Annotated in this window: 21 protein-coding genes; 18 read left to right on the forward strand and 3 right to left on the reverse strand. The window is 45.4% G+C overall.

Features of this window, described 5'->3' with window-relative positions; all coding sequences use genetic code 11:
• Nucleotides 1–33 precede the first annotated feature (33 nt).
• From ACW9SV_RS13090 to ACW9SV_RS13175, 18 genes are all read left to right on the forward strand, one after another.
• Nucleotides 34–1,176, forward strand: a complete 1,143-nt coding sequence (locus ACW9SV_RS13090; protein WP_479557214.1) for a glycosyltransferase family protein — start codon at nucleotides 34–36, stop codon at nucleotides 1,174–1,176.
• Between the two features lie 65 nt (nucleotides 1,177–1,241).
• A complete protein-coding gene (locus ACW9SV_RS13095; protein ID WP_479557215.1) occupies nucleotides 1,242–2,252 on the forward strand; it encodes a 3-oxoacyl-ACP synthase III family protein in 1,011 nt (336 codons plus the stop codon).
• A 6-nt stretch (nucleotides 2,253–2,258) separates the two neighbouring features.
• On the forward strand, nucleotides 2,259–2,918 hold the full coding sequence (locus tag ACW9SV_RS13100) for a metal-dependent transcriptional regulator (protein WP_479557216.1): 660 nt from the start codon (nucleotides 2,259–2,261) through the stop codon (nucleotides 2,916–2,918).
• A 22-nt stretch (nucleotides 2,919–2,940) separates the two neighbouring features.
• A complete protein-coding gene (locus ACW9SV_RS13105; RefSeq protein WP_479557217.1) occupies nucleotides 2,941–3,885 on the forward strand; it encodes a metal ABC transporter solute-binding protein, Zn/Mn family in 945 nt (314 codons plus the stop codon).
• A 160-nt stretch (nucleotides 3,886–4,045) separates the two neighbouring features.
• Nucleotides 4,046–4,849 (forward strand): metal ABC transporter ATP-binding protein, encoded by an 804-nt coding sequence (locus ACW9SV_RS13110; RefSeq protein ID WP_479557218.1) that lies wholly within the window; start codon nucleotides 4,046–4,048, stop codon nucleotides 4,847–4,849.
• Nucleotides 4,846–6,138, forward strand: coding sequence for a metal ABC transporter permease (locus tag ACW9SV_RS13115; RefSeq protein ID WP_479557219.1), 1,293 nt, complete (start codon nucleotides 4,846–4,848; stop codon nucleotides 6,136–6,138). Before ACW9SV_RS13110 ends, ACW9SV_RS13115 begins: the two co-directional genes overlap by 4 nt.
• Nucleotides 6,139–6,140: 2 nt before the next feature.
• Nucleotides 6,141–7,022 carry a metal ABC transporter permease gene (locus ACW9SV_RS13120; RefSeq protein WP_479557385.1) on the forward strand — a complete coding sequence of 294 codons (882 nt, stop codon included), beginning with the start codon at nucleotides 6,141–6,143 and terminating at the stop codon, nucleotides 7,020–7,022.
• A 206-nt stretch (nucleotides 7,023–7,228) separates the two neighbouring features.
• Nucleotides 7,229–7,729, forward strand: a complete 501-nt coding sequence (locus ACW9SV_RS13125; RefSeq protein WP_479557220.1) for a thioredoxin family protein — start codon at nucleotides 7,229–7,231, stop codon at nucleotides 7,727–7,729.
• Nucleotides 7,730–7,763: 34 nt separating this feature from the next.
• A complete protein-coding gene (gene mnmE / locus ACW9SV_RS13130; protein ID WP_479557221.1) occupies nucleotides 7,764–9,143 on the forward strand; it encodes a tRNA uridine-5-carboxymethylaminomethyl(34) synthesis GTPase MnmE in 1,380 nt (459 codons plus the stop codon).
• A gap of 240 nt (nucleotides 9,144–9,383) precedes the next feature.
• On the forward strand, nucleotides 9,384–9,737 hold the full coding sequence (locus ACW9SV_RS13135) for a helix-turn-helix transcriptional regulator (protein WP_479557222.1): 354 nt from the start codon (nucleotides 9,384–9,386) through the stop codon (nucleotides 9,735–9,737).
• 5 nt (nucleotides 9,738–9,742) lie between these two features.
• Complete coding sequence (locus ACW9SV_RS13140) at nucleotides 9,743–10,867, forward strand: tyrosine-type recombinase/integrase (RefSeq protein WP_479557223.1); 1,125 nt, start codon at nucleotides 9,743–9,745, stop codon at nucleotides 10,865–10,867.
• 2 nt (nucleotides 10,868–10,869) lie between these two features.
• Entirely contained in the window at nucleotides 10,870–11,739 is an 870-nt protein-coding gene (locus ACW9SV_RS13145; protein WP_479557224.1) for a hypothetical protein, read from the forward strand.
• 83 nt (nucleotides 11,740–11,822) lie between these two features.
• Entirely contained in the window at nucleotides 11,823–12,176 is a 354-nt protein-coding gene (locus ACW9SV_RS13150) for a helix-turn-helix domain-containing protein (protein WP_479557225.1), read from the forward strand.
• A complete protein-coding gene (locus tag ACW9SV_RS13155; protein WP_479557226.1) occupies nucleotides 12,176–13,666 on the forward strand; it encodes a DUF3987 domain-containing protein in 1,491 nt (496 codons plus the stop codon). Before ACW9SV_RS13150 ends, ACW9SV_RS13155 begins: the two co-directional genes overlap by 1 nt.
• 87 nt (nucleotides 13,667–13,753) lie before the next feature.
• Nucleotides 13,754–15,154, forward strand: a complete 1,401-nt coding sequence (locus tag ACW9SV_RS13160; RefSeq protein WP_479557227.1) for a DUF6965 family protein — start codon at nucleotides 13,754–13,756, stop codon at nucleotides 15,152–15,154.
• Nucleotides 15,155–15,278: 124 nt separating this feature from the next.
• Entirely contained in the window at nucleotides 15,279–15,584 is a 306-nt protein-coding gene (locus ACW9SV_RS13165) for a hypothetical protein (protein ID WP_479557228.1), read from the forward strand.
• 4 nt (nucleotides 15,585–15,588) lie between these two features.
• Nucleotides 15,589–15,879, forward strand: a complete 291-nt coding sequence (locus ACW9SV_RS13170) for a hypothetical protein (RefSeq protein ID WP_479557229.1) — start codon at nucleotides 15,589–15,591, stop codon at nucleotides 15,877–15,879.
• A gap of 4 nt (nucleotides 15,880–15,883) precedes the next feature.
• On the forward strand, nucleotides 15,884–16,150 hold the full coding sequence (locus ACW9SV_RS13175; RefSeq protein ID WP_479557230.1) for a hypothetical protein: 267 nt from the start codon (nucleotides 15,884–15,886) through the stop codon (nucleotides 16,148–16,150).
• Nucleotides 16,151–16,294: 144 nt separating this feature from the next.
• On the opposite strand, the gene ACW9SV_RS13180 is transcribed toward ACW9SV_RS13175, so the two are convergent.
• From ACW9SV_RS13180 to ACW9SV_RS13190, 3 genes are read right to left on the reverse strand one after another with little or no spacing between them, the layout of a single operon-like run.
• Nucleotides 16,295–19,162 (reverse strand): type I restriction endonuclease subunit R, encoded by a 2,868-nt coding sequence (locus tag ACW9SV_RS13180; protein WP_479557231.1) that lies wholly within the window; start codon nucleotides 19,160–19,162, stop codon nucleotides 16,295–16,297.
• 17 nt (nucleotides 19,163–19,179) lie between these two features.
• Nucleotides 19,180–20,370, reverse strand: coding sequence for a restriction endonuclease subunit S (locus tag ACW9SV_RS13185; protein ID WP_479557232.1), 1,191 nt, complete (start codon nucleotides 20,368–20,370; stop codon nucleotides 19,180–19,182).
• A gap of 3 nt (nucleotides 20,371–20,373) precedes the next feature.
• Entirely contained in the window at nucleotides 20,374–21,951 is a 1,578-nt protein-coding gene (locus ACW9SV_RS13190) for a type I restriction-modification system subunit M (protein WP_479557233.1), read from the reverse strand.
• Between the last annotated feature and the right edge of the window lie 279 nt (nucleotides 21,952–22,230).

Genomic DNA, 22,230 nt, shown 5'->3' on the forward strand with positions numbered 1-22,230 from the left:
AGAATAAGAAACCAAAATTATTAAATTGTGCCGATGATTCGAAAACGAATTCTGCTGGCCTCTCTTTTAAAGCCAGTTTCAGACACCCGCATGTATGAAAAAATTGGTCAAAGTCTGGCCAAACTTCATGAGGTAGACGTGCATATTGCGGGGTTCAAGGCGCAGATCCCTGTTTCTTCTCAAAACCACTCCATCACCTTCCACCCCATTTTCAGTTTCAAAAGATTATCTGCGGGCCGGATAAAGGCCCAATTTTCTTATTGGAGACTCCTGCGAGACCTTAAACCGGAATTGGTGTTGGTGGGAACCCATGAGTTGCTTCTTTTCACCTGGCTTTACTGCAAGCTTCACCGTCGCCAATGGGTGTATGACATCCAAGAGAACTATTTTTTAAACCTCACCACTCAATCGGTGTATTCGGGAATGGTGGGTAAAGTCATGGGGCACTTAGTTAGGTTCATGGAGAAGACTTTCGCCCCTTCAGTGAGCCATTTTTTTCTGGCTGAGACTTCCTATGCTCGTGAATTGCCTTTCTTAGAAGAACGCTTTACTATCCTGCAAAACAAATACCTTCCTCTCACTCAACAGCTTCAAACTAAAAAATCTTTCCCGGTTTCCTTGAACCGAGCCAAGCCTTTGCGCCTCCTGTATTCGGGCACCATCTCACGGCTTTACGGAGTGCTGGAAGCCATCCAATTCACAAAACAGCTACGCACGTGGGTGCCAGAGGCAGAACTGACCATCATTGGGTACTGTGCCGATGCTTACTTTTTAAAAGAGCTCCAGGAAGTCATACGCCCTCTCCCATTTGTCAGGCTTATCGGAGGAGCAACCCTGGTGCCGCATGAAGAAATTCTAAAGCAGGAGCAGGAACACCACATCGGCCTGTTACCCTACCATCCGCACCCCAGTACCTTTAACTGTATTCCTACCAAGCTGTTTGAATACATCGGAAATGGCCTGGTAGTGATCATGGAGGAGAATCCGTTGTGGAACGAAATCCTGCAAAGAACGTCTACCGGCTTATGTTATCGGTACTCCAAAGAGTTGACCGCACCTGATGTGGAGCTTCTGTTAGAGAACACGTACTACCAGCAAGGCATCCCAGAAGAGATTTATTGGCAGGAAGAGGAACAGAAAGTACAGACGGTGATTAAGGCTTTACTGAAGATCTAGCCTCTCTTAAAAATAATTTAGGCAAACCTAAACTTTTATTTCCATACACGTATATTTGACAAACTATGACGAAAGAACTAAGAAACTCCCGTATTGCTGGCCTTGGCCACTATGTACCTGAAAAGGTGATAAAGAATGCAGACCTGGAGAAACTGATGGATACTTCAGATGCCTGGATTGTAGAACGTACCGGCATCCATGAGCGCCGTTACTTTGAACCCGGGAAAGATACCACCGCCAACATGGCCGCGAATGCCGCCCGGAAGGCTTTGGAAAAAGCCGGGTTAGAGGCCAAAGACCTGGACATGATTGTGTTTGCCACCTTAAGCCCAGACTACTTCTTCCCGGGCTCTGGGGTGCTGTTGCAGCGAGAGTTGGGTATCTCCGAAATCCCTTGCTACGATGTCCGGAACCAATGTTCTGGGTTTATCTATGCCCTTTCCCTGGCCGATCAGTTTATCAAAACCGGCATGTATGATAACGTGTTGGTAGTAGGTTCTGAGATCCATTCCTCTGGGCTAGACTTCTCTGACCGGGGCCGGGCAGTATCGGTAATTTTCGGGGATGGTGCCGGGGCGGCAGTCTTAACTCCTTCCGACAGCTTGGACAGAGGGATTCTTTCTACCCATTTGCACGCCCAGGGCGAATTTGCGGAGGAACTGATGACCAAAGGACCATCCAGTAACGATGCGGAGCGCCTCACTTACAAGACCATTGATAGCGGCGACATATGGCCAGTAATGAACGGAAGCACCGTTTTCAAGCATGCCGTCACCCGCTTCCCCGAGGTAATTAATGAGGCCTTAACCCACAACGGCGTTACCGCTGAGGATCTGGATTTGATAGTGCCGCACCAGGCTAACTTGCGCATCACCCAGTTTATTCAACAAAAGATGAAGCTGCCAGAAGGTAAGATCTTCAGCAACATCCAGAAATACGGAAACACAACGGCGGCCTCCGTGCCAATCGCGTTTTCAGAAGCGTTTGAAGAAGGAAGGGTGAAAGAGGGAGATCTGATATGCCTGGCGGCCTTCGGAAGTGGTTTCACCTGGGCGTCTGCCTTAATACGCTGGTAAGTAAACATGCAAAGTACCGCCGAAGAAAACTACATCAAGGCCATCTACAAACTATCAGGGGGCGGTGAGGGCGCCGTGAGCACCACGGCCCTTTCTGACACCCTGGAGACAAAACCCGCCTCGGTGAGTGACATGCTGCGGAAGCTGAGCGCCAAAGACCTGGTGCATTATGTGAAGTACCACGGGGTGCAACTCACCGAGGAAGGACAACGGGTGGCGTTGAAGATCATCCGAAAACACCGGTTATGGGAGGTGTTCCTGGTGCAGAAACTGCACTTCACCTGGGATGAGGTGCACGAAGTGGCCGAGCAGATGGAGCACGTGAAATCAGAGTTGCTCATCCAACGGCTGGACGAGTTTCTAGGCCACCCGCGCATAGATCCGCACGGAGATCCTATTCCGTCTGAAGCAGGTGAACTTCGTGAAGTGGAACAAAGGGCTTTGGCCTCTCTGGCAGTAGAGCAGAAAGGGGTTGTTTGCCGGGTGAAAGATTCGCAGCCCGCCTTTCTGCAATACCTTAACAAGGTGGGCATCCAGATTGGCACTCAACTGCAAGTAGTAGATAAAATATCCTATGATAACTCCTTAGAGATTACCATAGATAAGAACAAGTCGGTGATACTTTCTTCAGATGTACTGGAGAAGATTTTTGTTATAAACCCATGAGGTGCCATTTAGCGCCTACTTTATGAAAACAGGCCCTAAACGTTGGAGTCTTTGTCTGCTGTTTAGTATAGTTCTGCTTTTTTCAGGCTGTAATCCCCAGAACACCTCAGGGGCTAAAGCGCATCAGGAAGGCAAACTGTACATTGTGACCACCACAGGCATTCTGCGGGACGCAGTAGCCAATGTGGTGGGTGACCGGGCAGTGGTAACGGCGTTGATGGGCCCGGGTGTTGATCCACATTTGTACAAAGCTGCCTTAGGTGATTTACAAACCCTACGGGAGGCAGATGTGATCATCTACAATGGCTTGCATTTAGAGGGTAAAATGGGCGAAGTACTGGAAAAGGTGGCGCGCCAAAAAGAAGTTTGGGCAGCCGCCGAGGGATTACCGGAAGAAAAGCTTCGGAAAACCCCTGAGTTCCAGGACAGCCATGATCCGCATATCTGGTTTAATGTGCAGCTCTGGGGCCAGGTGGTAGATCACCTATCCCAAAAACTGCAGCAGCACGACAGACGAAATGCCGCGCAGTACCAAGCCAACACCCAGCGGTACCGAACCCAACTAGACAGCCTGCACCAATGGACCCTCAAAGAGATTGCCTCCATACCAGACCAGCAACGCATCTTGATTACTGCCCACGACGCCTTCGGCTATTTTGGTGATGCCTATAATATCCGGGTGCAAGGGCTACAAGGCATCTCTACGGTTTCTGAGTTTGGATTACAGGACGTCTCCTCTTTGGTAAATTTTATTGTGTCGCGCAAAGTGAAGGCGGTTTTTGTTGAAAGCTCGGTTTCCCAAAAAGCCATTGAAGCGGTTATGGAAGGCTGTCGTCAAAAAGGACATCAAATTCAACTTGGGGGCACCCTGTACTCCGATGCTCTAGGTGAGGCCAACGGACCAGCAGGTACCTATGCGGGCATGGTAAAGGCTAATGTAGAGAAAATTGTAAAAGCGCTGAGGTAAGAAGAAGCAATTTGAAGAGTGGAAGGATAACTAGTGAGCAAATGAACAGCATAAAAAACTAGATTCCAGTCTCTACTCAAGTTCTTACATTTTCCTTTTCTACAGCGGTTTATATAAATCAAGGCAAATAGATACTTAAGGTTACTTTCATAAACAACCCATGATACAACACGTGACCGATCCGGTTTTAGAAGTGCATGATCTTACGGTAAGCTACCAGCGGAAACCGGTGCTGTGGGATGTAGACCTGACCTTACCCAAACAGGCTTTGGTGGGGATAATCGGGCCCAATGGGGCCGGAAAATCGACCCTGATCAAAGCCATCATGGGTTTATTGCCGTTGAACAGCGGTTTTGTGGAGCTGTTTGGGAAACCCTTGGAGGAGGTGCGCAAAAGAGTGAGCTATGTGCCCCAACGCGAATCGGTAGATTGGGATTTTCCGGCTTCAGCCTTAGATGTGGCTATGATGGGCACTTACAGCCAACTGGGTTTATTCCGGCGGCCGGGGGCTAAGGAGCGGCAAAAAGCCATGGAAGCCCTGGAGAAAGTAGGCATGCAGGATTTTGCTCATCGGCAGATCTCTCAACTTTCTGGAGGGCAGCAACAACGGGTATTCCTTTCCCGGGCCTTGGCCCAGGATGCCGATCTGTACCTTATGGATGAACCCTTTGCGGGGGTAGACATCGCCACCGAAACTGCCATCATAGAACTATTACGCCAGATGCGGGATACCGGTAAAACCGTTGTGGTGGTACACCATGACCTCCAATCCGCGCAGGATTATTTTGACTGGATTATCCTGCTCAACATGCGCCTGGTGGCTTCTGGCCCTACCGACCAGACCTTAACCCCTGCCCTGCTGGAGAAAACCTACGGAGGCCGCTTAACCGAGCTTAGCAGGGTAAGTGAATTGCTTCAAAAGCAGAACTTCCCTATCAGAGAAACCAAACCAACCCGCAAATGAATACCTTGTGGGATTTCCTGAGCATGTCAGACGCCAACGTGCGGTTTGTGACCATCGGATCGGTGCTACTCGCTGCCAGTTCTGCCGTCGTGGGTTGTTTCACCGTTCTCCGCAAAAGGGCCCTGGTAGGTGATGCCGTGGCGCACGCTGTTTTGCCCGGAGTCTGCCTGGCCTTTATTTTGACCGGTGAGAAAAACCCTTTGATCCTCCTGCTAGGGTCCTTTTTGACGGGATGGCTTTCACTCATAGTAATTGATGTTATTACCGCCAAAAGTCGCATCAAGGAAGATACGGCCATAGGCTTGGTGCTTTCCGTGTTTTTTGGAGTTGGTATTCTGTTTCTCACCTCCATTCAACATTCAGGAAACGAGAACCAAAGCGGATTAGACAAGTTCCTCTTCGGGAGTGCCGCGGCACTGGTAGGCCAGGACTTGATCACCTTCGGAGCAGTGGCGGTCCTGCTGCTGGTAAGCGTTCTGTTGCTGTACAAAGAATTCAAACTACTATCCTTTGACCTGGCGTATGCCCGCACCATCGGGTTACCAGTGCGCAGCCTGGAACTATTGCTTACCACCCTTACAGTTTTGGCAGTAGTGGTAGGAATTCAGTCTGTAGGGGTCGTGTTAATGTCGGCCATGCTGATCACCCCTGCCGCCGCTGCCCGCTTCTGGACCGATAGATTGGGCTTCATGATCATCATTGCCGCTTTGATGAGCGCTTTCTGCGGGGCCGCTGGCGCCTTTGTGTCCTTTACCGCCCCTGCCATGCCCACCGGCCCCTGGATTGTGATGCTGCTGTCTTTACTGGCTATTTTCTCGTTCATCATGGCCCCTAAAAAAGGATTGCTGGCCCGCTACCTGCTGCAGAGACGGATTCGCCGCCAGATGTCCCGCGAGAACATTTTGAAGACCCTCTTCCACCTGGGCGAAGTCAAAGGCGAGTACGAAACCAGTTATTCTAAACAACAGATTATAGAACGGCGGCAACAGCCTTTGCAGCGGATGAAGAACAGCTTACAAGTTTTATGCAAGCAAGGACTGGTGAAGAAAAGTGCCCAGGGTTGGGCTTTAACCCCGAGTGGCAAAAAAGAGGCCCAAAGAGTAGTTCGGCTGCACCGCCTGTGGGAATTGTACCTTACCCAATACCTACAGTTGGCCTCTGACCACGTGCACGAAGATGCAGAGTCCATTGAACACGTGCTCACCCCCGAACTGGAGAAACAACTGGAAGAGCTGCTCAACTATCCTACCACCGATCCGCACCACACTTCAATTCCGCAACAGCCATGAACATAGATGCCTTCTGGATTATCCTTACCGGCTCACTGGTGGCCATTTGCTGCAGTCTGTTAGGCTGCTTCCTTATTCTTAGACGAATGGCCATGGTTGGCGACGCCATCTCCCACGCTGTTCTCCCGGGCATAGTGCTGGCCTTCCTGTTCAGTGGCACTAGGGAAGTTTGGACTATGTTGCTGGGAGCGGCCACCCTGGGCGTTGCCTGTACTTTCCTTATTGAGTTCTTCCACAAGAAAGCTAATGTACAAGCCGATGCCTCCATTGGAGTTACCTTCACCTGGCTATTTGCGCTGGGCATAATCTTAATCTCAGTGTTTGCCGGAAAAGTAGACTTGGATCAGGATTGCGTGCTTTACGGCGAGATCGCCTACGTGCCTCTGGACATTTGGCTCACCGAAACCGGCCAGAACCTGGGTCCGCGCACCGTCTGGATCATAGGTGGAGTTTTGCTGCTTCTGCTATTATTTATCAGCTTGTTCTACAAACAATTATACCTCACCTCCTTTGATCCTGCTTTCGCAGCGGCCATTGGCATATCTACCTCATTGTGGTATTACCTCCTGATGGGAGCCGTATCCTTGACCACGGTGGCGGCTTTTGAATCGGTGGGTGCTATTTTGGTGGTAGCACTAATGGTGGGTCCGCCCGCTACTGCCTACCTTCTTACCGATGACCTCAAAAAAATGCTCTTTATTTCTGCCGTCCTCGGGATTGTTGCTTCAACGGCAGGTTTTTACCTGGCTTTATGGTTGAATGGCTCGGTCGCGGGCGCCATCTCAGTGATAATTGGGCTGCAGTTTTTGATGTCATTTGTCTTCTCCCCTACCCATGGGCTTCTATCCCGGAGGCGCAAACCCGCAGCTCTGGCAAATGCCTAAAGTGTTTGGGGTCTTGTTTCGGTAAAATAGGGTTTAAACAGAAAAGTACCTTTAGGAAAAGAATTTCTCAATTCCTTTAAGGAATTGGAAAGTGGGCCTAAAATGACACAATAGTTGCTCTCTCTTTTCGTATACTATGAAGGCTGTTTTACAAGAACCTACCGTTTGGTTAAAAGCCTTGTAGCAGCAGTTACTTTCAGCTTCACATGCACTTACTTTTAATACTGTTTACCGCATTTGCCGTTCTTTTCAGTTCACCTACCCCACTAGTGAATTCGTTTGCATTAAACAATATAACTGCCCCCGCCGAAGAACTCCAGTGGTTAACCTTAGAGCAAGCCCTGCAAAAGAATAAAACCAAACCCCGTAAAATTTTGGTGGATGTGTACACAGACTGGTGCGGCTGGTGCAAGAAAATGGACAAGCAGGTGTACCAGAACCCCGAGGTTGTCCGGAAGTTGAACCAAAGCTTCTATGTGGTAAAAATGAATGCCGAGCAGCGGCAGCCTATCACCATTCAAGGCAAAACCTACAAGTACCTGGAGAAGTACCGGGCCCATGAGCTGGCACTTTCACTGTTGAATGGACAAATGAGTTATCCCTCAACGGTCTTTCTTAACGAGAAGCAGCAAGTGATGGAGCGGGTACCCGGCTATATACCACCCAAAGATTTTCTGCGCGCTTTGTCGTACCTTTCGGAAAAATAGCCCCTAAACGGCTGATTACTTAGGAGTAAATACATTGATACCTTCCGTTCTTTCCAAAGATACCATTGTGGCTTTGTCCACTGCCGCCGGGCACGGAGCCATTGCAGTCATCAGGCTTTCCGGTCCTGAGGCTATTCCCATCGTACAAAGCGTTTTTAAAGGCAAGAATCTTCAAAACCAACCCTCGCATACGCTGCATTTTGGGACTATTCGTGAGGAGGATAAAATCTTGGATGAGGTGGTGGTGTCGCTTTTCAAAGGCCCTAATTCCTACACCAAGGAAGATGTCATAGAGGTTTCCTGCCACGGATCGCCTTACATTACCGAGCAAATCATCAAGCTGTTACTTCGCAAAGGTGCCCGCCTGGCAGAACCGGGCGAATTCACTAAACGCGCCTTCCTGAACGGTCAATTTGATTTAGCCCAGGCCGAGGCCGTGGCCGACCTGATTGCCTCTGATTCAGCCCTCACCCACCAAGTGGCCATGAAACAGATGCGCGGCGGGTTCTCACAGGAAATAAAAGCCCTTAGAGCACAGCTGATACATTTCGCATCCATGATTGAACTGGAACTGGACTTCAGCGAGGAAGACGTGGAGTTTGCCGACCGGGATGCCCTTCGCAGGTTGATCTCCTCCCTCCAGCGCCTCATCACCGATCTGCTCCAGTCCTTCGAAATGGGCAACGTACTGAAAAACGGAGTGCCCACCGTCATCGCCGGGAAACCTAATGCCGGTAAATCTACCCTGCTCAACGCTCTTTTGAACGAAGAGAAAGCGATTGTCTCTGATATACCCGGCACCACCCGCGATGTGATTGAAGACGAAGCCATCATAAGCGGCATCCGTTTCCGGTTTATAGATACAGCAGGTCTGCGAGAAACCCAGGATAAAGTGGAAGCCATTGGTGTGGCCAGAACCAAAGAACAGTTGCAAAAAGCCGCCTTGGTGTTGTACCTCTTTGATCTTTCCTCCACCTCTACGGAAGAGCTTCAGGAAGAAATTTCAGCCTTAAACCTGCCCCAGGTTCCCTCCATTTTTATTGGGAACAAAATGGACTTGGCTACTGAAGACCAACTCTCGGCTTTTAAAAATCTACAAAATAGCGTGTTCATCTCTGCGGGTACAAAAGATGGCTTGGAAGATTTGAAACAAGAGCTACTTGAGCAAGTTCACGCCAATGAAGCGATGACAGGTGACCGCACAATTGTTACTAACCTTCGGCACTTTCAAAGCCTTCAGAAAACATCCGAAGCTTTACAAGAGGTTTTAAAAGGATTGGATGGTGGCCTTACTGGAGACTGGCTGGCAGCTGATATCCGGCGTTGTCTATTCTATCTTGGTGAGATTACCGGAGAGATCACCACAGATGATTTGCTAGATAACATCTTTACCAAATTCTGCATCGGAAAGTAGGAGCACAAAACATGCATAACTAAAATACTATCACAAACAACTTAAGGGCCTCATATAGAGGCCTTTTTTTATGCTAACTATATTTTTATTTATCGTTGTTATCTGTTTACATATTGCAAAGTTTGTTCCTTTTATGTACATTCATAAGTAGAAGGAACAAATTAGATTGAGTAATAGAGAAATTACTTGACTTATCTAACCTTAACCATCCTTAATACCTTTTAATTACCTCTATAGCACATGAGTTCAAACATTAGGATACAGCGAATATGCCAGCAATGTGGGAAAGAGTTTGAGGCAAAAACCACCGTTACAAAATGTTGTAGCGATAACTGTGCAAAGAAACTGTATAAAGCACGGCAAAAGGAGGCGAAAGTTGAAGCTAGTCATAAAGAGACAGCCCAGGTAAAAGCCCGGCCAATGGAAGACCTGAAAGCTAAGGAGTTCCTAACAATAAAAGACGTTGCCATCCTCCTGAACTCTTCCAGGCAAACAGTTTATAACATGATAGAGAAAGGCACTTTAAAAGCAGTAAAGCTTTCAGAGAGAAAGACCCTTCTAAGACGCACAGATATCGACAGCCTTTTTAATTAACTGCCATGAAGATCACCAAGGTTAAGTTGCGCACAAAAGAAATGAAGGATAATCGTGAGAGCGTCCGCCTTGACTACTACCCTCCTATTCCCCATCCTACCACTGGCAAGCCAACCCGCTTTGAGTACACCGGCCTCTATTACTTCACAAAGCCTAAGACAACCCTGGAGCGCACCCATAATAAAGAGACTAAGGCACTAGCCGAGAACCTACGTGCTCAGAGACAGATTGAGGTTCAAGCTGGACAATTGGGCTTCATGACAGCAAAGGAAAGGGAAACTGATTTTGTGGCATTTATGCGTAAGATGGCCGAAAAAAGGGAAAACGGAAACCTTGGAAACTGGAACGGTGCCTTAAACTTCATCACTGATTATTTCGGTGAATCCTTTCCTATGAAGGACTTGAATTTGCAGGAGTGCGATGGCTTTAAGGAATACCTTATGACTGCTAAAAGCCAACGGGGCAAAGTAAAGCAGACCATCGCTCAGAATACGGCTGTATCATATTACAACAAATTCAAAGCAGCATTAAAAGAAGCCTATAAACAAGGGCACCTATTGGTTGACCTAGATAAGAATGCCAAGAGCATCAAACAACAAGAAACAGAAAGGCAGTTCTTGACACTTGAGGAGCTACAAGCCTTAGCAAGTACTACATGTCCAGATCCTCTAATCAGGAAGGCCGCTCTCTTCTCAGCTCTTACTGGCCTACGCTTCTCCGATATTGAGAAACTTACCTGGCCAGAGATTCAGAAGAGTGAGGCAGATGGTTACTCTATTAGATTCAGACAGAAAAAGACGAAGGGAACAGAGACTTTGCCCATCTCTGAGCAAGCTGTTTCACTACTTGGTGAACGTGGTACCGGAAAGATATTTGAGGGCTTAGTCTACTCCAATGCGTTGCTGGAAACTTTGAGAGATTGGGTAAAAGAAGCAGGCATCACTAAGTACATAACTTTCCACTGTTTCCGGCACACCTACGCCACGCTCCAGCTTTCCATGGGTACAGACATCTATACGGTTTCAAAGCTCTTGGGACACCGTGAATTGAAGACAACCCAGATATATGCAAAGGTTATGGATAAGGCCAAACAGGAGGCAGCTGGTAAGATTAAGTTATTTAATATATAACTATGGACATACAGGAAATATTCAACAGCCTTGGTAAGGACTTTCATGATAGTTTATTGCTAGTTGACCTATTGCAGGTTAAAAAAGAGAATGTACTAATTAAGAATGCGTTCTTGCATGATATTGAAACTGATAGTCCAATTAACTGCAATATTTACCATCCTAAATATGGGTATCCTGGATTTGAAACCTACAGCAAGGAACCTATTGTGGCTTCATTTAACGATGTAACTGTTTATACTGACCCTGTAAGCAATAAGAAAGTCTATTGCCAATACTGTTTAGAGGTTCTTTGCTTACATCCAGATGGAACCTTCACAAATAAAGATGGGACTGCTGTCTATTTCATTGACTACCTACAGACTAATTTAAAAAGGCAAGCGGAGTCAGAAGCGGACTTTCAAGAGATATACGAAAGAGAATCTCAAACAAAAAAACTAGAAAACACACCAGAAGCCCATACATACTTAAAAACTGAATTAATAAACCATACTCAATCACTTATAGAGCTATACAAAAATAATAGACCTTTTAAAAGTGATACTAGAGATGATAATTTGATATTGCTTGGCGAAAGGTTTATCAATTATCTATTAAACAGAGACAAGGTTATTAATGCTAACCACAGAGAAATGGTTATTGCACATGAGTATAAAGTTAAAGTAAGGGTAGAGCAACCTTTAAATAGGAAAATGGCTTTAGATGCAGGCGGCCAAAAAAGATATGAGGCCTGGTGTTCTATAAACCCTAAAGGCAAAAATTACCGCCCCGCAACATTGAAAGAATTGGAAACTGTAATTAAGCTTCTTGATGGATTCCCTAATGCACAAAGGTTAGCCTTAAATGATTTAGATAAACTACAATATTCGTAACCCCGGTACATACCCGGTATACACTATTTACCCTCTGCTTTTTAGATTCTTTTGTGTCATTAGTTCACTAAACTATTGACGCGATGGAAGCTTTAGTATTAACACAATTATCAGTTCCAGAGATACGGCAACTGTTCAGACAGGAGTTGGTGGCCTACTTCTCTGAGGTTGCTACACAAGCAGCAGCCCCTCAGAATGACAGGCTCCTTACAGTAGCACAAGCCGCGGAATTTCTCAGCCTGGCCACCCCTACTATTTATAGCCTTGTAAGCCGAAATGAGATTGTTTACATGAAGAGAGGCAAGCGGCTGTACTTCTCTGAGCAAGAACTTACGGCTTGGTTAAAGGGAGGTAGAAAAGAGGCTGCTGAAGCAAAACTACCTGCAACTACTTCTTATCTAAGAAGTAAGGGCCAAAGAAAAGGAGGTGCGAAATAATGGACCAGCCATTTTACACCTCCGAAAATGACTTGTCTGAAGCACAAGTTAAATATATACCAATTTCTATTGAACAACCAATTAGCCCAACCAGCATAAAGGCTGAAATTGACAAATCAATAGGATGGGCGTTAGACAATACCCAAAGGATTGTAACTGTTCCGTTCTTGGAACAGAACAACCGAACTCCCTTAAACAAGTTTTCATCTGAGGTTTATCATAACCTGCCATCCATCCTTAGACAATCTTGCGAGATCTTCTCAGATGAGAAAGAGCGCGAGGTTTATTTGGTGGGTGCATTAGGTAATATCAGCGGAATCCTGCCAAATGTGAAAGGCAACTATGGAGGAAATGTATACGAGGCTAATCTCTATGTGCTTCTGTTGGGAAATTACGGTGAAGGTAAAAGCGGCCTCATGCACTCCCGCAAAGCTATAGAACTTATCCACCAGGAAAAACTGGAGAGGTCTAAAGAGCTTGAAAATGAGTACAGGAAGGAAATGGCAAAATATAAAAAGTCTCAGAAGCTTTTTGAGATTGGAAAGATAACTGAGCAGCCAGATGAGCCAATAGCACCGCCTCATGAAAAACTCTTCATATCCGCCAACAGTAGCAAAACAGCAATTATTCAGCTATTGCAGGAAAATGGCGGCAGGGGCATAATCTTCGAGGCAGAGGCAGACACCCTGGCAGATGCCTTGAAACAGGATTATGGTAATTTCTCAGATGTTCTCCGTAAAGCGTTCGGCCATGAACCTATCAGTTATTACAGACGCGCCAACAATGAGGATGTAGAGATAAATACGCCTTGTGTCTCAGTTCTTTTGTCCTGTACCTATGACCAGCTCCCAAAACTAATACCATCAATAGAAAATGGTCTTTACAGCCGGTTTATTTACTACTGCCTTGAACCGAGCCCAGAGTTCAAAAACGTCTTTGATAAAAGAAAGAACAACTACTCAAGCTACTTTTCTGACTTAGGGGCCGAATTCTATAAGATTTACTCTTATCTAATCAAAGTCTCCAGCCCTATCTATTTTGAACTGCAATCCCACCAAGAGGAGAAATTTTTAAAGGTGTTCCAGGAGCAGAAAGATGAACTGCGGGAGTTTGTAAGCCCGACATTAGGAGGAACCATCAACCGCTTAGGCCTTATTTGCTTTCGGATCGCAATGCAATTAAGCACACTAAGGGCCTTTGAGGATGGCAGTATCCCTGGTATTATAGTCTGCTCTGACCAAGACTTTGAAAATGCTCTTCGGATTGTAGACATACTTAAAATACATGCCATTTCAGTGTACTGGAAACTTCCCAAGCCAAGGGAGGTAGATGCGGACTCCAACTTGGAAAAGGATAAGGAGAAAATAAATCAGAAAAAGAAATGCTTAGAGCTTCATTCCCAAGGAGTGAACTACCGCGAGATTTCACAGGCTGTTTTCGGCACCACCACCAAATCAACCACGGTCTACCGCTGGATAAATGGCAACTAGAAGGCTAATCATGTTCCGTTCCAATTACGGAACAGGAGCGCTTTTGCTTTATCATCTCTCTTATTCTCACTTCAAAGCACTAGGTCCATGCAAAACCATACCTATAAGCTACAGGCATACGGCAACGGCAAAGGAACCCGACACGCCTGCCCTTCCTGTGGCTCAAAGAAACAGTTTACCCGATACATCAACACTGATACTAATGAGTATTTAGCAGACCAAGTAGGCCGATGTAATAGTGAAAACAACTGTGCATACCATTATACACCAAGGGAGTACTTCGAGAGCAATCCTGAAGAAACACCTGTAATTAATAAAAGGGTAATAAGAAAGCCTGATCCCCAAAAGAAACCTTCATTCATAGATCATGCCTATGTAGAGAGTTGCCGGATTGGTTACGAGGACAATACCTTCATAAAGTATCTAGTCTACATGTTCGGAATGGATATAACTAAAAATCTCATAGAGTTATACGATATCGGAACCTGTAACGAGCGCTGGCCTGGCGCCGCTATCTTTTGGATAAGGGACAAAGAAGGAAGAGTAAGAGCTGGCCAAGTAAAGCACTTTGAGGAAAATGGGCACACAAGTAGCTACTTAGACAATGAAGGTATTAAGCAAAGCAAAACTGGATGGATACACAAGCACCTTGAATTCAAGTTTAGCAGGAAGTACTGCACTGAAAAACAACCCTCTTGGCTTGTGGCTTACTTGGAGAATCCTGAATGCTGGCCTTGCCTGTTTGGTGAACACCTGTTAAACCGATACTCAAATAAACCAGTGGCAATTGTTGAAGCACCTAAAACAGCCATTATCGCAAGCGTTTACTTTCCTGAATTCTTATGGCTGGCCGTTGGTAGTAAAAGTAACTTCAGCGCTAATAACCCTGGAAGACTAGAAGCAATAAAAGGCAGAAAAGTCTGTCTGTTTCCTGATCTGAAAGCTTTTGATGATTGGAGCCAAAAAGCAAAAAAATTATTTTACTTGGCTACCTTTTACGTTTCAGATTTTCTTGAGCTTAATAGTACGGAAGAAGAGAAGAATAAAGGACTTGACTTAGTAGACTACCTATTGAAATTTGATTACAAAGACTTTATCTCGGTAGAAGTTTTTGAAAAGCCAAAATCAATACCCACAATAGAGAAACCCTGCTTTTCTAATATAAATGCTAATAAGGAAAAAGTAACAGTTATTCCCTCCAATTTAGATGACCAAAAAGTTACTCTTAGGTCAGGAATCTATGCAATGAAGGAGACAGAACTTTGGAATATAGAGGAACTTGTGCAATTCTTTACCAGTGCTACACTCCCACCTGGACCAATTTACCTTTACCCATGGGCTAAGATTAGTGACACCTCAAAGTTCATTAGCTCGCACCTTTCCTGTATCAATGCAAATAATGGAGGTAAATCTGTACGTCCGCATCTTGAAAGGCTTTACCGGTTTAAGTCCCTCATAGTAGAAAATTACTTATCCACGGCTACCTAAATCTTATCGAAGTTATTCGAAAAGATTTGATTTTGAACCTCCTAGTTTAAACAAAGAAATACATGTTGTCTTCTGATATAGTTGCAACAAACAAATTTTGTAAACAACAAAAAACAGCAAAAACATGGGACTAAAAAAAGGAATGACAAATAACCCTAACGGAAGAAAGCCTGGTATTCCTAATAAGGTAACAAAGGGCTTAAGAGAACGAGTAAACACTTTCCTGAACGATAACTTCGATTTGATGCAGGAAGATTTCAAAAAATTAGAACCAAAGGAAAAACTACTGTTCTACACTAAATTATTAGCTTTCGGTCTGCCCACTCTTAAAGCGGTAGAACACTCTGGTGAACTAAAGAATAAGCTTGACGCCCTTACGGATGATCAGCTTAATGAAATGATTTTAGAACTTCTTTCAAAGGTAGATTAGTGATATGAAAAGGGAGGAAAAAATTGAGGCTTTAAAGAAAGTACTTGATGGTGTACCCATAAAGGAGGTATTTCCTCCCATACAAGTCACGATTATAGAGATGGGAGAACTTGAAGGAACTTATATAAAAATAGAACCTAATGATTGTTTCAAATTCGGTTCTATACCAAGAAATAATGCAGAAGCCATTATTGCTGGGGTGAAAGAACAAAACCCGCTTAAACTGGTGGAGGTGAATTTCATCTCAAAAGAAACCTATGATAGAATAAGCGAAGCTTTCGAAAGAGAATTCTGAAGTTATGAGAAATAGTAGAAAACTATTATACCAAGTTCTAAAGGGGAAAACTTCAATAGAAGACGCAGCTCCTGCATTACGACAGGCAGTCATGATCGAGAGCCGCCCCTGGATAGTTTTTAAAGAGCTAGATGGCTCTTACTCCTTAGGAGATAGAAATAATTTTGCGCTTTCCAACTTAGCCAAGGGGTTTACGGAGTCTCAGTTTAAAGAAAAAACTAAAGGAGCTCATGTCATAATGATTGAGTGGAAAGTAACGTTGGAAGCTTAGAGATTTAAAAATTGTTAAAGGGTTTAGAAGAACATACTTATACTAAAAAAACTAGGCCGTATGATACCATCTAAACCATCCATTTCTCATTTAGGACAAAACAACTTTCAGTAAAACAATAAATTAAATGGTTTAAGGCAAGATTTAGATCCTTGCCCCCATACCATTGATGAACGTGTCTACATACCCAACCACCTTATCCAGTACCCTTTCATAAACCGCTTTTCTCTCCAGAATCTTGGGTTTTACTTCCACCATATCAATCACCTCATCCCGCAGCGGCTTGCGCTCCGTGAACAGGTAATTGCCCAGCAAGGCCTGCAACTTCATGGGGTCAAGCTTTTCATCTTTGCTGATAGCAGCTAAGGCTTTTTGCTGTTCCTGGGCCCAGAAGTTTTCAAAGGCTTCTGGTACTTCGTCTGCGTCTTCTATGTGGGGCAGGTTCTCTTCTATGAATTTCTGAATAAGCTCGCGTTTGCTGCGGAGCGTGGCTTCTCCGGTAAGCATATCAAGGATGGCTTTCTTCTGCTTCTTCTGGTCATCTGGCGTAGCGCCGTTCAGTTTGGCTAGTAGCTTGAGAATGTAGGAGACGTTGATTTCATCACGGTGAATGAGTTCCAATTCAAAGTCTACATCGTTCAGTATGGATTCCTTCTCTTTGCCGGTGCCGGTTTTTACTTTGTCATAGAGGTCAAGGTACTTGCTCTTGTAGTCCTCAAAGCGCTGCACGGCCATGGACAGGTCTTCAAAGCTGAAGTCTGCGAAGGTGGTGAGCACGTTCTTGAGACGCATGAGCTCCCGGAAGGCTTTCACAAATTCCAGCTCTTGTTCTTCGTCCACCAGAGAATCTACGCTTTTCACGGTGGGCGCTATTTTCAGCAAGTCTAGACAGGCATCATTGAACTTGGTCACGTAGTCTTCATAAGGCTCCATGATGATAATGTCCTTGGCTTCTTTGTTGGAGAAAAGCGCAATGGCATCATCGGTGGCTTGTTTGAGGTTGCGGAATACTACTATATTGCCCTGCGACTTCTGCTCAGTGTACAGGCGGTTTGTGCGGCTGAACGCCTGAATAAGCCCGTGGTATTTCAGGTTCTTGTCTACGTAGAGCGTGTTGAGCGGCGGACTGTCAAAGCCGGTCAGGTACATGTTCACCACCAGCAGAATGTCAATCTCTTTGCTCTTTACCCGCTTAGAGATGTCATTGTAGTAGTTGTAGAAACTCTGGCTGTCTTTGGTGGAGAACTTGGTATTGAACAGGGCGTTGTAATCAGAGATGAACGCGTCCAGCTTCTCGCGGGAGTGGCTGTGGGTGTTGTAAGCAACGGGCGGGTCAGCGGCAACCAGCAGTTCATCGTCTTCATAGGTTGGTAAGATGCCGTTGGCTCCTTTGTCTTCCTCGTTATCGGTGAAGCTGAAGATGGTGGCTATTTTGAGATTGTGTTTGCCTTCGTCTTTACGCTTTTTGAATAGCTCATAGTAGCGGATGAGCACGTCTACGCTGCTCACGCAGAACAGACCGGTTAGGCTGCCGCTGTGCGTTTTGCGGGCGTGGTTCTCCAGAATGTAATCCGTTATCTTTTGCAGGCGCTGCTCACTCTCCAGCAGTTCTTTGGTGTCTATGTCCTTTACCTCAATGTCAATGTCGGTTTTGCTGCCTTCCTTTTCTTTGTAGCGGCCAATGTACTCCACACTGAACTTGAGCACGTTCTCGTCTTTGATGGCATCGGTAATAAGATACTTGTGCAGGCACTCATCAAAGAGTTCTTTAGTGGTGCGCTTGCCCAGCTCGTTCTTGACGGCGTTCTCGGCGAAGATGGGCGTGCCGGTGAACCCGAATAGCTGCGCCTTGGGGAAGAACTTCTTAATGCGGTTATGGGTCTCCCCGAACTGGCTGCGGTGGCACTCGTCAAAGATGAAGACAATGCGTTCTTGCTGTAGTTTTTCCATTTTAGGCAAAAACCGCAGTTTACTGATGGCCGTGTTGAGCTTCTGGATGGTGGTGACAATAAGCTTGGTGTTACCCGAAAGCTGGTTCACCAGTGCCCTGGTGTCATCTGTGCCGTCTACGCTGCCCGCCGAGAAGCTGTTGAACTCCTTGCTGGTCTGGAAATCAAGGTCTTTGCGGTCTACCACAAACACTACCTTGTGCACCTTGGGCAGCTGCATGAGAATCTGGCTGGCCTTGAACGAGGTAAGAGTTTTGCCCGAGCCGGTGGTATGCCAGATGTAGCCGTTCTTGTCGGTGTTCTTCACGCGGTCAATGATGGCCTCGGTGGCGTAGTACTGGTAGGGCCTGAGCACCATGAGCACCTTGTGCGTTTCATTGAGCACTATGTACTTGGTCACCATTTTAGACAGGTGGCAAGGCTCCAGGAAGGCTTTGGTGAAGGCCTCCAGCTGGGTGATGAGCTTGTTTTCTTTGTCTGCCCAGTAGAAGGTCTGCTTAAAGGTCTGGTGCTTGTTGTTGGCGTAGTACTTGGTATTGACCCCGTTGCTGATGACAAACAACTGCACGTACTGGAACAGGGCGTGGCTGGAGCCGAACGAGTGCCGCTGGTAGCGGTTTATCTGGTTGAACGCCTCCTTCAGTTCCAGGCCCCGGCGCTTGAGCTCTATCTGCACCAAAGGCAGGCCGTTTACCAGCAGCGTGACGTCATAGCGGTTTTTGTACGCGCCCTCCATGCTTACCTGCTGCGTTACCTGGAACTGGTTTTGGCACCAGTGTTCCTGCTGGATAAACTCCAGGTAGATGCTCTCGCCGTTGTCTTTGGTGAGCTGCATCTTGTCTCGCAGGATTTTGGCCCGGTCAAACACGCCACCCTTGTTCAGATGGTTGAGCACACGCCCGAACTCCTTTTCGGTGAGGGTTATTTGGTTGTGCTTCTCCAATTGGCTTTTCAGGTTCTTCAGTAAAGCGGCTTCATCTTTGATGGCGACAAAGGCATAGCCCAGTTCCTGCAACTGCTTTACCAAATTATCTTCCAGTACCTGCTCAGGTTGTGTTCCCATGGTATTGAATTGGCGTATTAAACAAACATCTGCTGCAACAAGCCTTTTTTGAATTGCTTAGCTTGTTCAAGTTGTTTATTTACGAATTCTATTTTCTTGTCAATTGCAGAAAGAAATTCAACAATTTTTTTCTGCTCGCCTAATGAAGGCAATTGAATTTTTATCAATGAAAACAAAGGGTACCATAAATAAATCCTAACACCACCTTCTCCAAAAGTATTAATCTTAAATTTAGTCGATTCTAATTGAAGTGTGTATAATAGGAAATCATCATTGAGTTCCGAGTTTGCAGAGAAGCAAACATAAAGTGAACTAATGATACCTATATCGTCTTTGAAATGAGCAATAGAACCGACATTTATTCTTGCGGGATTATATGCAAAATCATTCCTTTTAATAATTTTATAACCGCTTAAATCATCTCCGGCCACCACTTTACTAAAGTGGTCTGATTGTAAAACAAAGCCATGAGAATTCGTTACAGAATAGACTTTAGCATCTATCAAATTTTTATTCCTTTTGGAAAACAACTTTGTTACCTCTCCAAGCTTCTTAACTTCCCACTCTGGAAAATCTTTGCCATTTTCATCTTTAAACCGAATCTTCTGGGAGAAGATTTGCTGCATAACTCCTTTTTTATAAATCTGTAAAAGGTGTTTTCTCTTGGCAAGCTGCTGAATTTTAGCATCAACTGCTGTAATGAAAGAAGCTATTTTAGTTTGCTCAGTAAGGGAAGGAAAATTCAAAGTAATTCCTTTACAAACTTCTTGATTAAGTTTTGGTTGAGCAGTACCAGTATTATATTTAACGTATGATACTCTTTCCAAACTAATAGTAAGAAAATCAATATCTATATCACGCTTTGGACTAATTACATGAGCATGATTATTTATCCAGCATTTTCCAGACACTCTAAATGCAAGAGGTAATTTCCTGGAAATAATATTTTCTCCATCTTCTCCTAATAGAATTAACTCCTCATCAAATATAAAATCATTAACATAATCTATGATACCAGAAGCTCCATAATATGGATAGCATCCTTTCATTTTCGACCTATCACTTTCTTTGATAGGCTTTCGTCTTCCGTCTAAAAAGTTTGCAACTTCACCCAACCTTTTAGTTTCCCATTTATTGATAAAACCAAAAAATCGTAAGGCTGGTACATTCGTCACCGATGTTTCTAATTCAACTAGTTCTGCTTCCATAGCTTAAAAAGGTTTAGCTATACCGAGTTCTTCACAAAAAGCAGCAATAGCGTTGTCTGTTTCCTTTATTTCTTCTTCTAATTTGGACAGCGCAATAGCAACTTCCTGCAAGTCTACCGCTTCTTCCTCAGAAAAGGTGTCCACGTAACGTGGTATGTTCAGATTAAAGTCATTCTCCTTCACTTCGCTAAGTAGAGCAAGATAACTGTACTTGGCTTCAGGACTGCGCTCGCGGTAAGTTGTAATGATTTTGTTAATATCCTCTGGACGCAAGTAGTTTTGCGTTTTATCCCTGCCACAATGTTGGCTGGCATCCATGAAAAGAATATTGTCGGCCTGCTCACGACATTTCTTGAACACCAAAATACAGGTAGGAATACCTGTGCCATAGAAAATGTTTGAAGGCAAACCAATCACGGCATCTAAGTAGTTGCGGTCTTCAATGAGGTACTGTCGGATGTGCGCTTCGGCCCCGCCCCTGAACAGCACGCCGTGCGGCAATACCACCGCCATGGTTCCGTTCTCGGCTAGGTGGTGCACCATGTGCTGCACAAAGGCAAAATCAGCTTTGGAACTTGGAGCCAGCTTGCCGTACTGGCTGAAGCGGTCGTCAGACATGTGCAAGGGGTTGGCACTCCACTGCGCCGAGAACGGCGGATTGGCCACAATGGCTTCAAACTCCTGCCCCAGGTGCTGCGGGTGCTCCAGCGTATCATCCTGCCGGATGTCAAACTTCTGGAAGTGCACATCATGCAGAATCATGTTCATGCGGGCCAGGTTGTAGGTGGTGCGGTTCAACTCCTGTCCGTAGAACTTGGAAACCTCCTGCACTTCTTTGGCCACGCGCAGCAAAAGCGAGCCCGAGCCGCAGGTAGGGTCATAGACAGATTTCAGCTTGGTCTTGCCCGAGGTTACCAGCTTGGCCAGCACCTTAGACACTTCTTGCGGCGTGTAAAACTCCCCGGCCTTCTTGCCCGCTCCACTCGCGAACTGCCCAATCAGGTATTCATAGGCATCGCCCAGCACATCAGCCTCGGTGTCTTGCAGCTTGAAGTCAATCTTGTCCAGGTGGCCCAGCACTTTGGCAATGAGGTCGTTCTTGGCGGCCTCGGTACGGCCCAGCTTGGTAGAGGTCAAATCCAAATCCTCGAACAGCTTGTTGAAGTCATCCTCGCTCTCGGTGCCCATAGTGCTCTGCTCAATGTGCTTGAGCACCTGCGTGAGTTCATCCAGAATAAAGTTGCTGGTGCCTTCCTCCTTGTTCTCTGAGTTGCCTTTCTTCGCCATCTCACTGAACAGCTCAGACGGCTTCAGGAAATAGCCCAGGCTATGCACCGCCTCTTCCTTGATGGCCTCCAGGTACTCCTGTCCTTCCTCGGTGGCCTCGTCAATGTCATGGTAGGTAAGGCCGTCCTCCGTCAGGATTTTGTTTGCGTACAGCTCCATCTTCTCAGACAGGTACTTATAGAAGATAAAGCCTAATATATAATCCCGGAACTCATCGGCGTCCATTTTGCCTCTCAGCGTATTGGCAATGTTCCAAAGTTGTTGTTCTAGTTGTTTCTTGTTGTTTTCAGACATTGCTGATACACTATTATTAAAATGTAACCTCTACAAAAGATAAATCCTACAAGTTAAAAATAAGAATTTCAAATCATTTTTAAAGGAGTCTTTATTAAGACTTGATCAAGACAAAACATAATGTAAGTTAACTACTTGATAACCAATACCAATTAACAACTATCAATTTGGCTTAATTATATTTTTGTTGTTTTTATTAAGAAAATTTAAAAAAATATATTAGGTTGAGAATGTTAAAGTACTAAAAACATTTTTTATGTATCTGATAAATAAAATGAG

This window comes from Rufibacter sp. JT20002, assembly GCF_056491185.1.

Excerpts from the sequence above, each read along its gene's own strand:
- ACW9SV_RS13090 (WP_479557214.1), top strand. The coding sequence starts at position 34 with ATGATTCGAAAACGAATTCTGCTGGCCTCTCTTTTAAAGCCAGTTTCA.
- ACW9SV_RS13095 (WP_479557215.1), top strand. The coding sequence starts at position 1,242 with ATGACGAAAGAACTAAGAAACTCCCGTATTGCTGGCCTTGGCCACTAT.
- ACW9SV_RS13100 (WP_479557216.1), top strand. The coding sequence starts at position 2,259 with ATGCAAAGTACCGCCGAAGAAAACTACATCAAGGCCATCTACAAACTA.
- ACW9SV_RS13105 (WP_479557217.1), top strand. The coding sequence starts at position 2,941 with ATGAAAACAGGCCCTAAACGTTGGAGTCTTTGTCTGCTGTTTAGTATA.
- ACW9SV_RS13110 (WP_479557218.1), top strand. The coding sequence starts at position 4,046 with ATGATACAACACGTGACCGATCCGGTTTTAGAAGTGCATGATCTTACG.
- ACW9SV_RS13115 (WP_479557219.1), top strand. The coding sequence starts at position 4,846 with ATGAATACCTTGTGGGATTTCCTGAGCATGTCAGACGCCAACGTGCGG.
- ACW9SV_RS13125 (WP_479557220.1), top strand. The coding sequence starts at position 7,229 with ATGCACTTACTTTTAATACTGTTTACCGCATTTGCCGTTCTTTTCAGT.
- ACW9SV_RS13135 (WP_479557222.1), top strand. The coding sequence starts at position 9,384 with ATGAGTTCAAACATTAGGATACAGCGAATATGCCAGCAATGTGGGAAA.
- ACW9SV_RS13140 (WP_479557223.1), top strand. The coding sequence starts at position 9,743 with ATGAAGATCACCAAGGTTAAGTTGCGCACAAAAGAAATGAAGGATAAT.
- ACW9SV_RS13145 (WP_479557224.1), top strand. The coding sequence starts at position 10,870 with ATGGACATACAGGAAATATTCAACAGCCTTGGTAAGGACTTTCATGAT.
- ACW9SV_RS13150 (WP_479557225.1), top strand. The coding sequence starts at position 11,823 with ATGGAAGCTTTAGTATTAACACAATTATCAGTTCCAGAGATACGGCAA.
- ACW9SV_RS13155 (WP_479557226.1), top strand. The coding sequence starts at position 12,176 with ATGGACCAGCCATTTTACACCTCCGAAAATGACTTGTCTGAAGCACAA.
- ACW9SV_RS13160 (WP_479557227.1), top strand. The coding sequence starts at position 13,754 with ATGCAAAACCATACCTATAAGCTACAGGCATACGGCAACGGCAAAGGA.
- ACW9SV_RS13165 (WP_479557228.1), top strand. The coding sequence starts at position 15,279 with ATGGGACTAAAAAAAGGAATGACAAATAACCCTAACGGAAGAAAGCCT.
- ACW9SV_RS13170 (WP_479557229.1), top strand. The coding sequence starts at position 15,589 with ATGAAAAGGGAGGAAAAAATTGAGGCTTTAAAGAAAGTACTTGATGGT.
- ACW9SV_RS13175 (WP_479557230.1), top strand. The coding sequence starts at position 15,884 with ATGAGAAATAGTAGAAAACTATTATACCAAGTTCTAAAGGGGAAAACT.
- ACW9SV_RS13180 (WP_479557231.1), bottom strand. The coding sequence starts at position 19,162 with ATGGGAACACAACCTGAGCAGGTACTGGAAGATAATTTGGTAAAGCAG.
- ACW9SV_RS13185 (WP_479557232.1), bottom strand. The coding sequence starts at position 20,370 with ATGGAAGCAGAACTAGTTGAATTAGAAACATCGGTGACGAATGTACCA.
- ACW9SV_RS13190 (WP_479557233.1), bottom strand. The coding sequence starts at position 21,951 with ATGTCTGAAAACAACAAGAAACAACTAGAACAACAACTTTGGAACATT.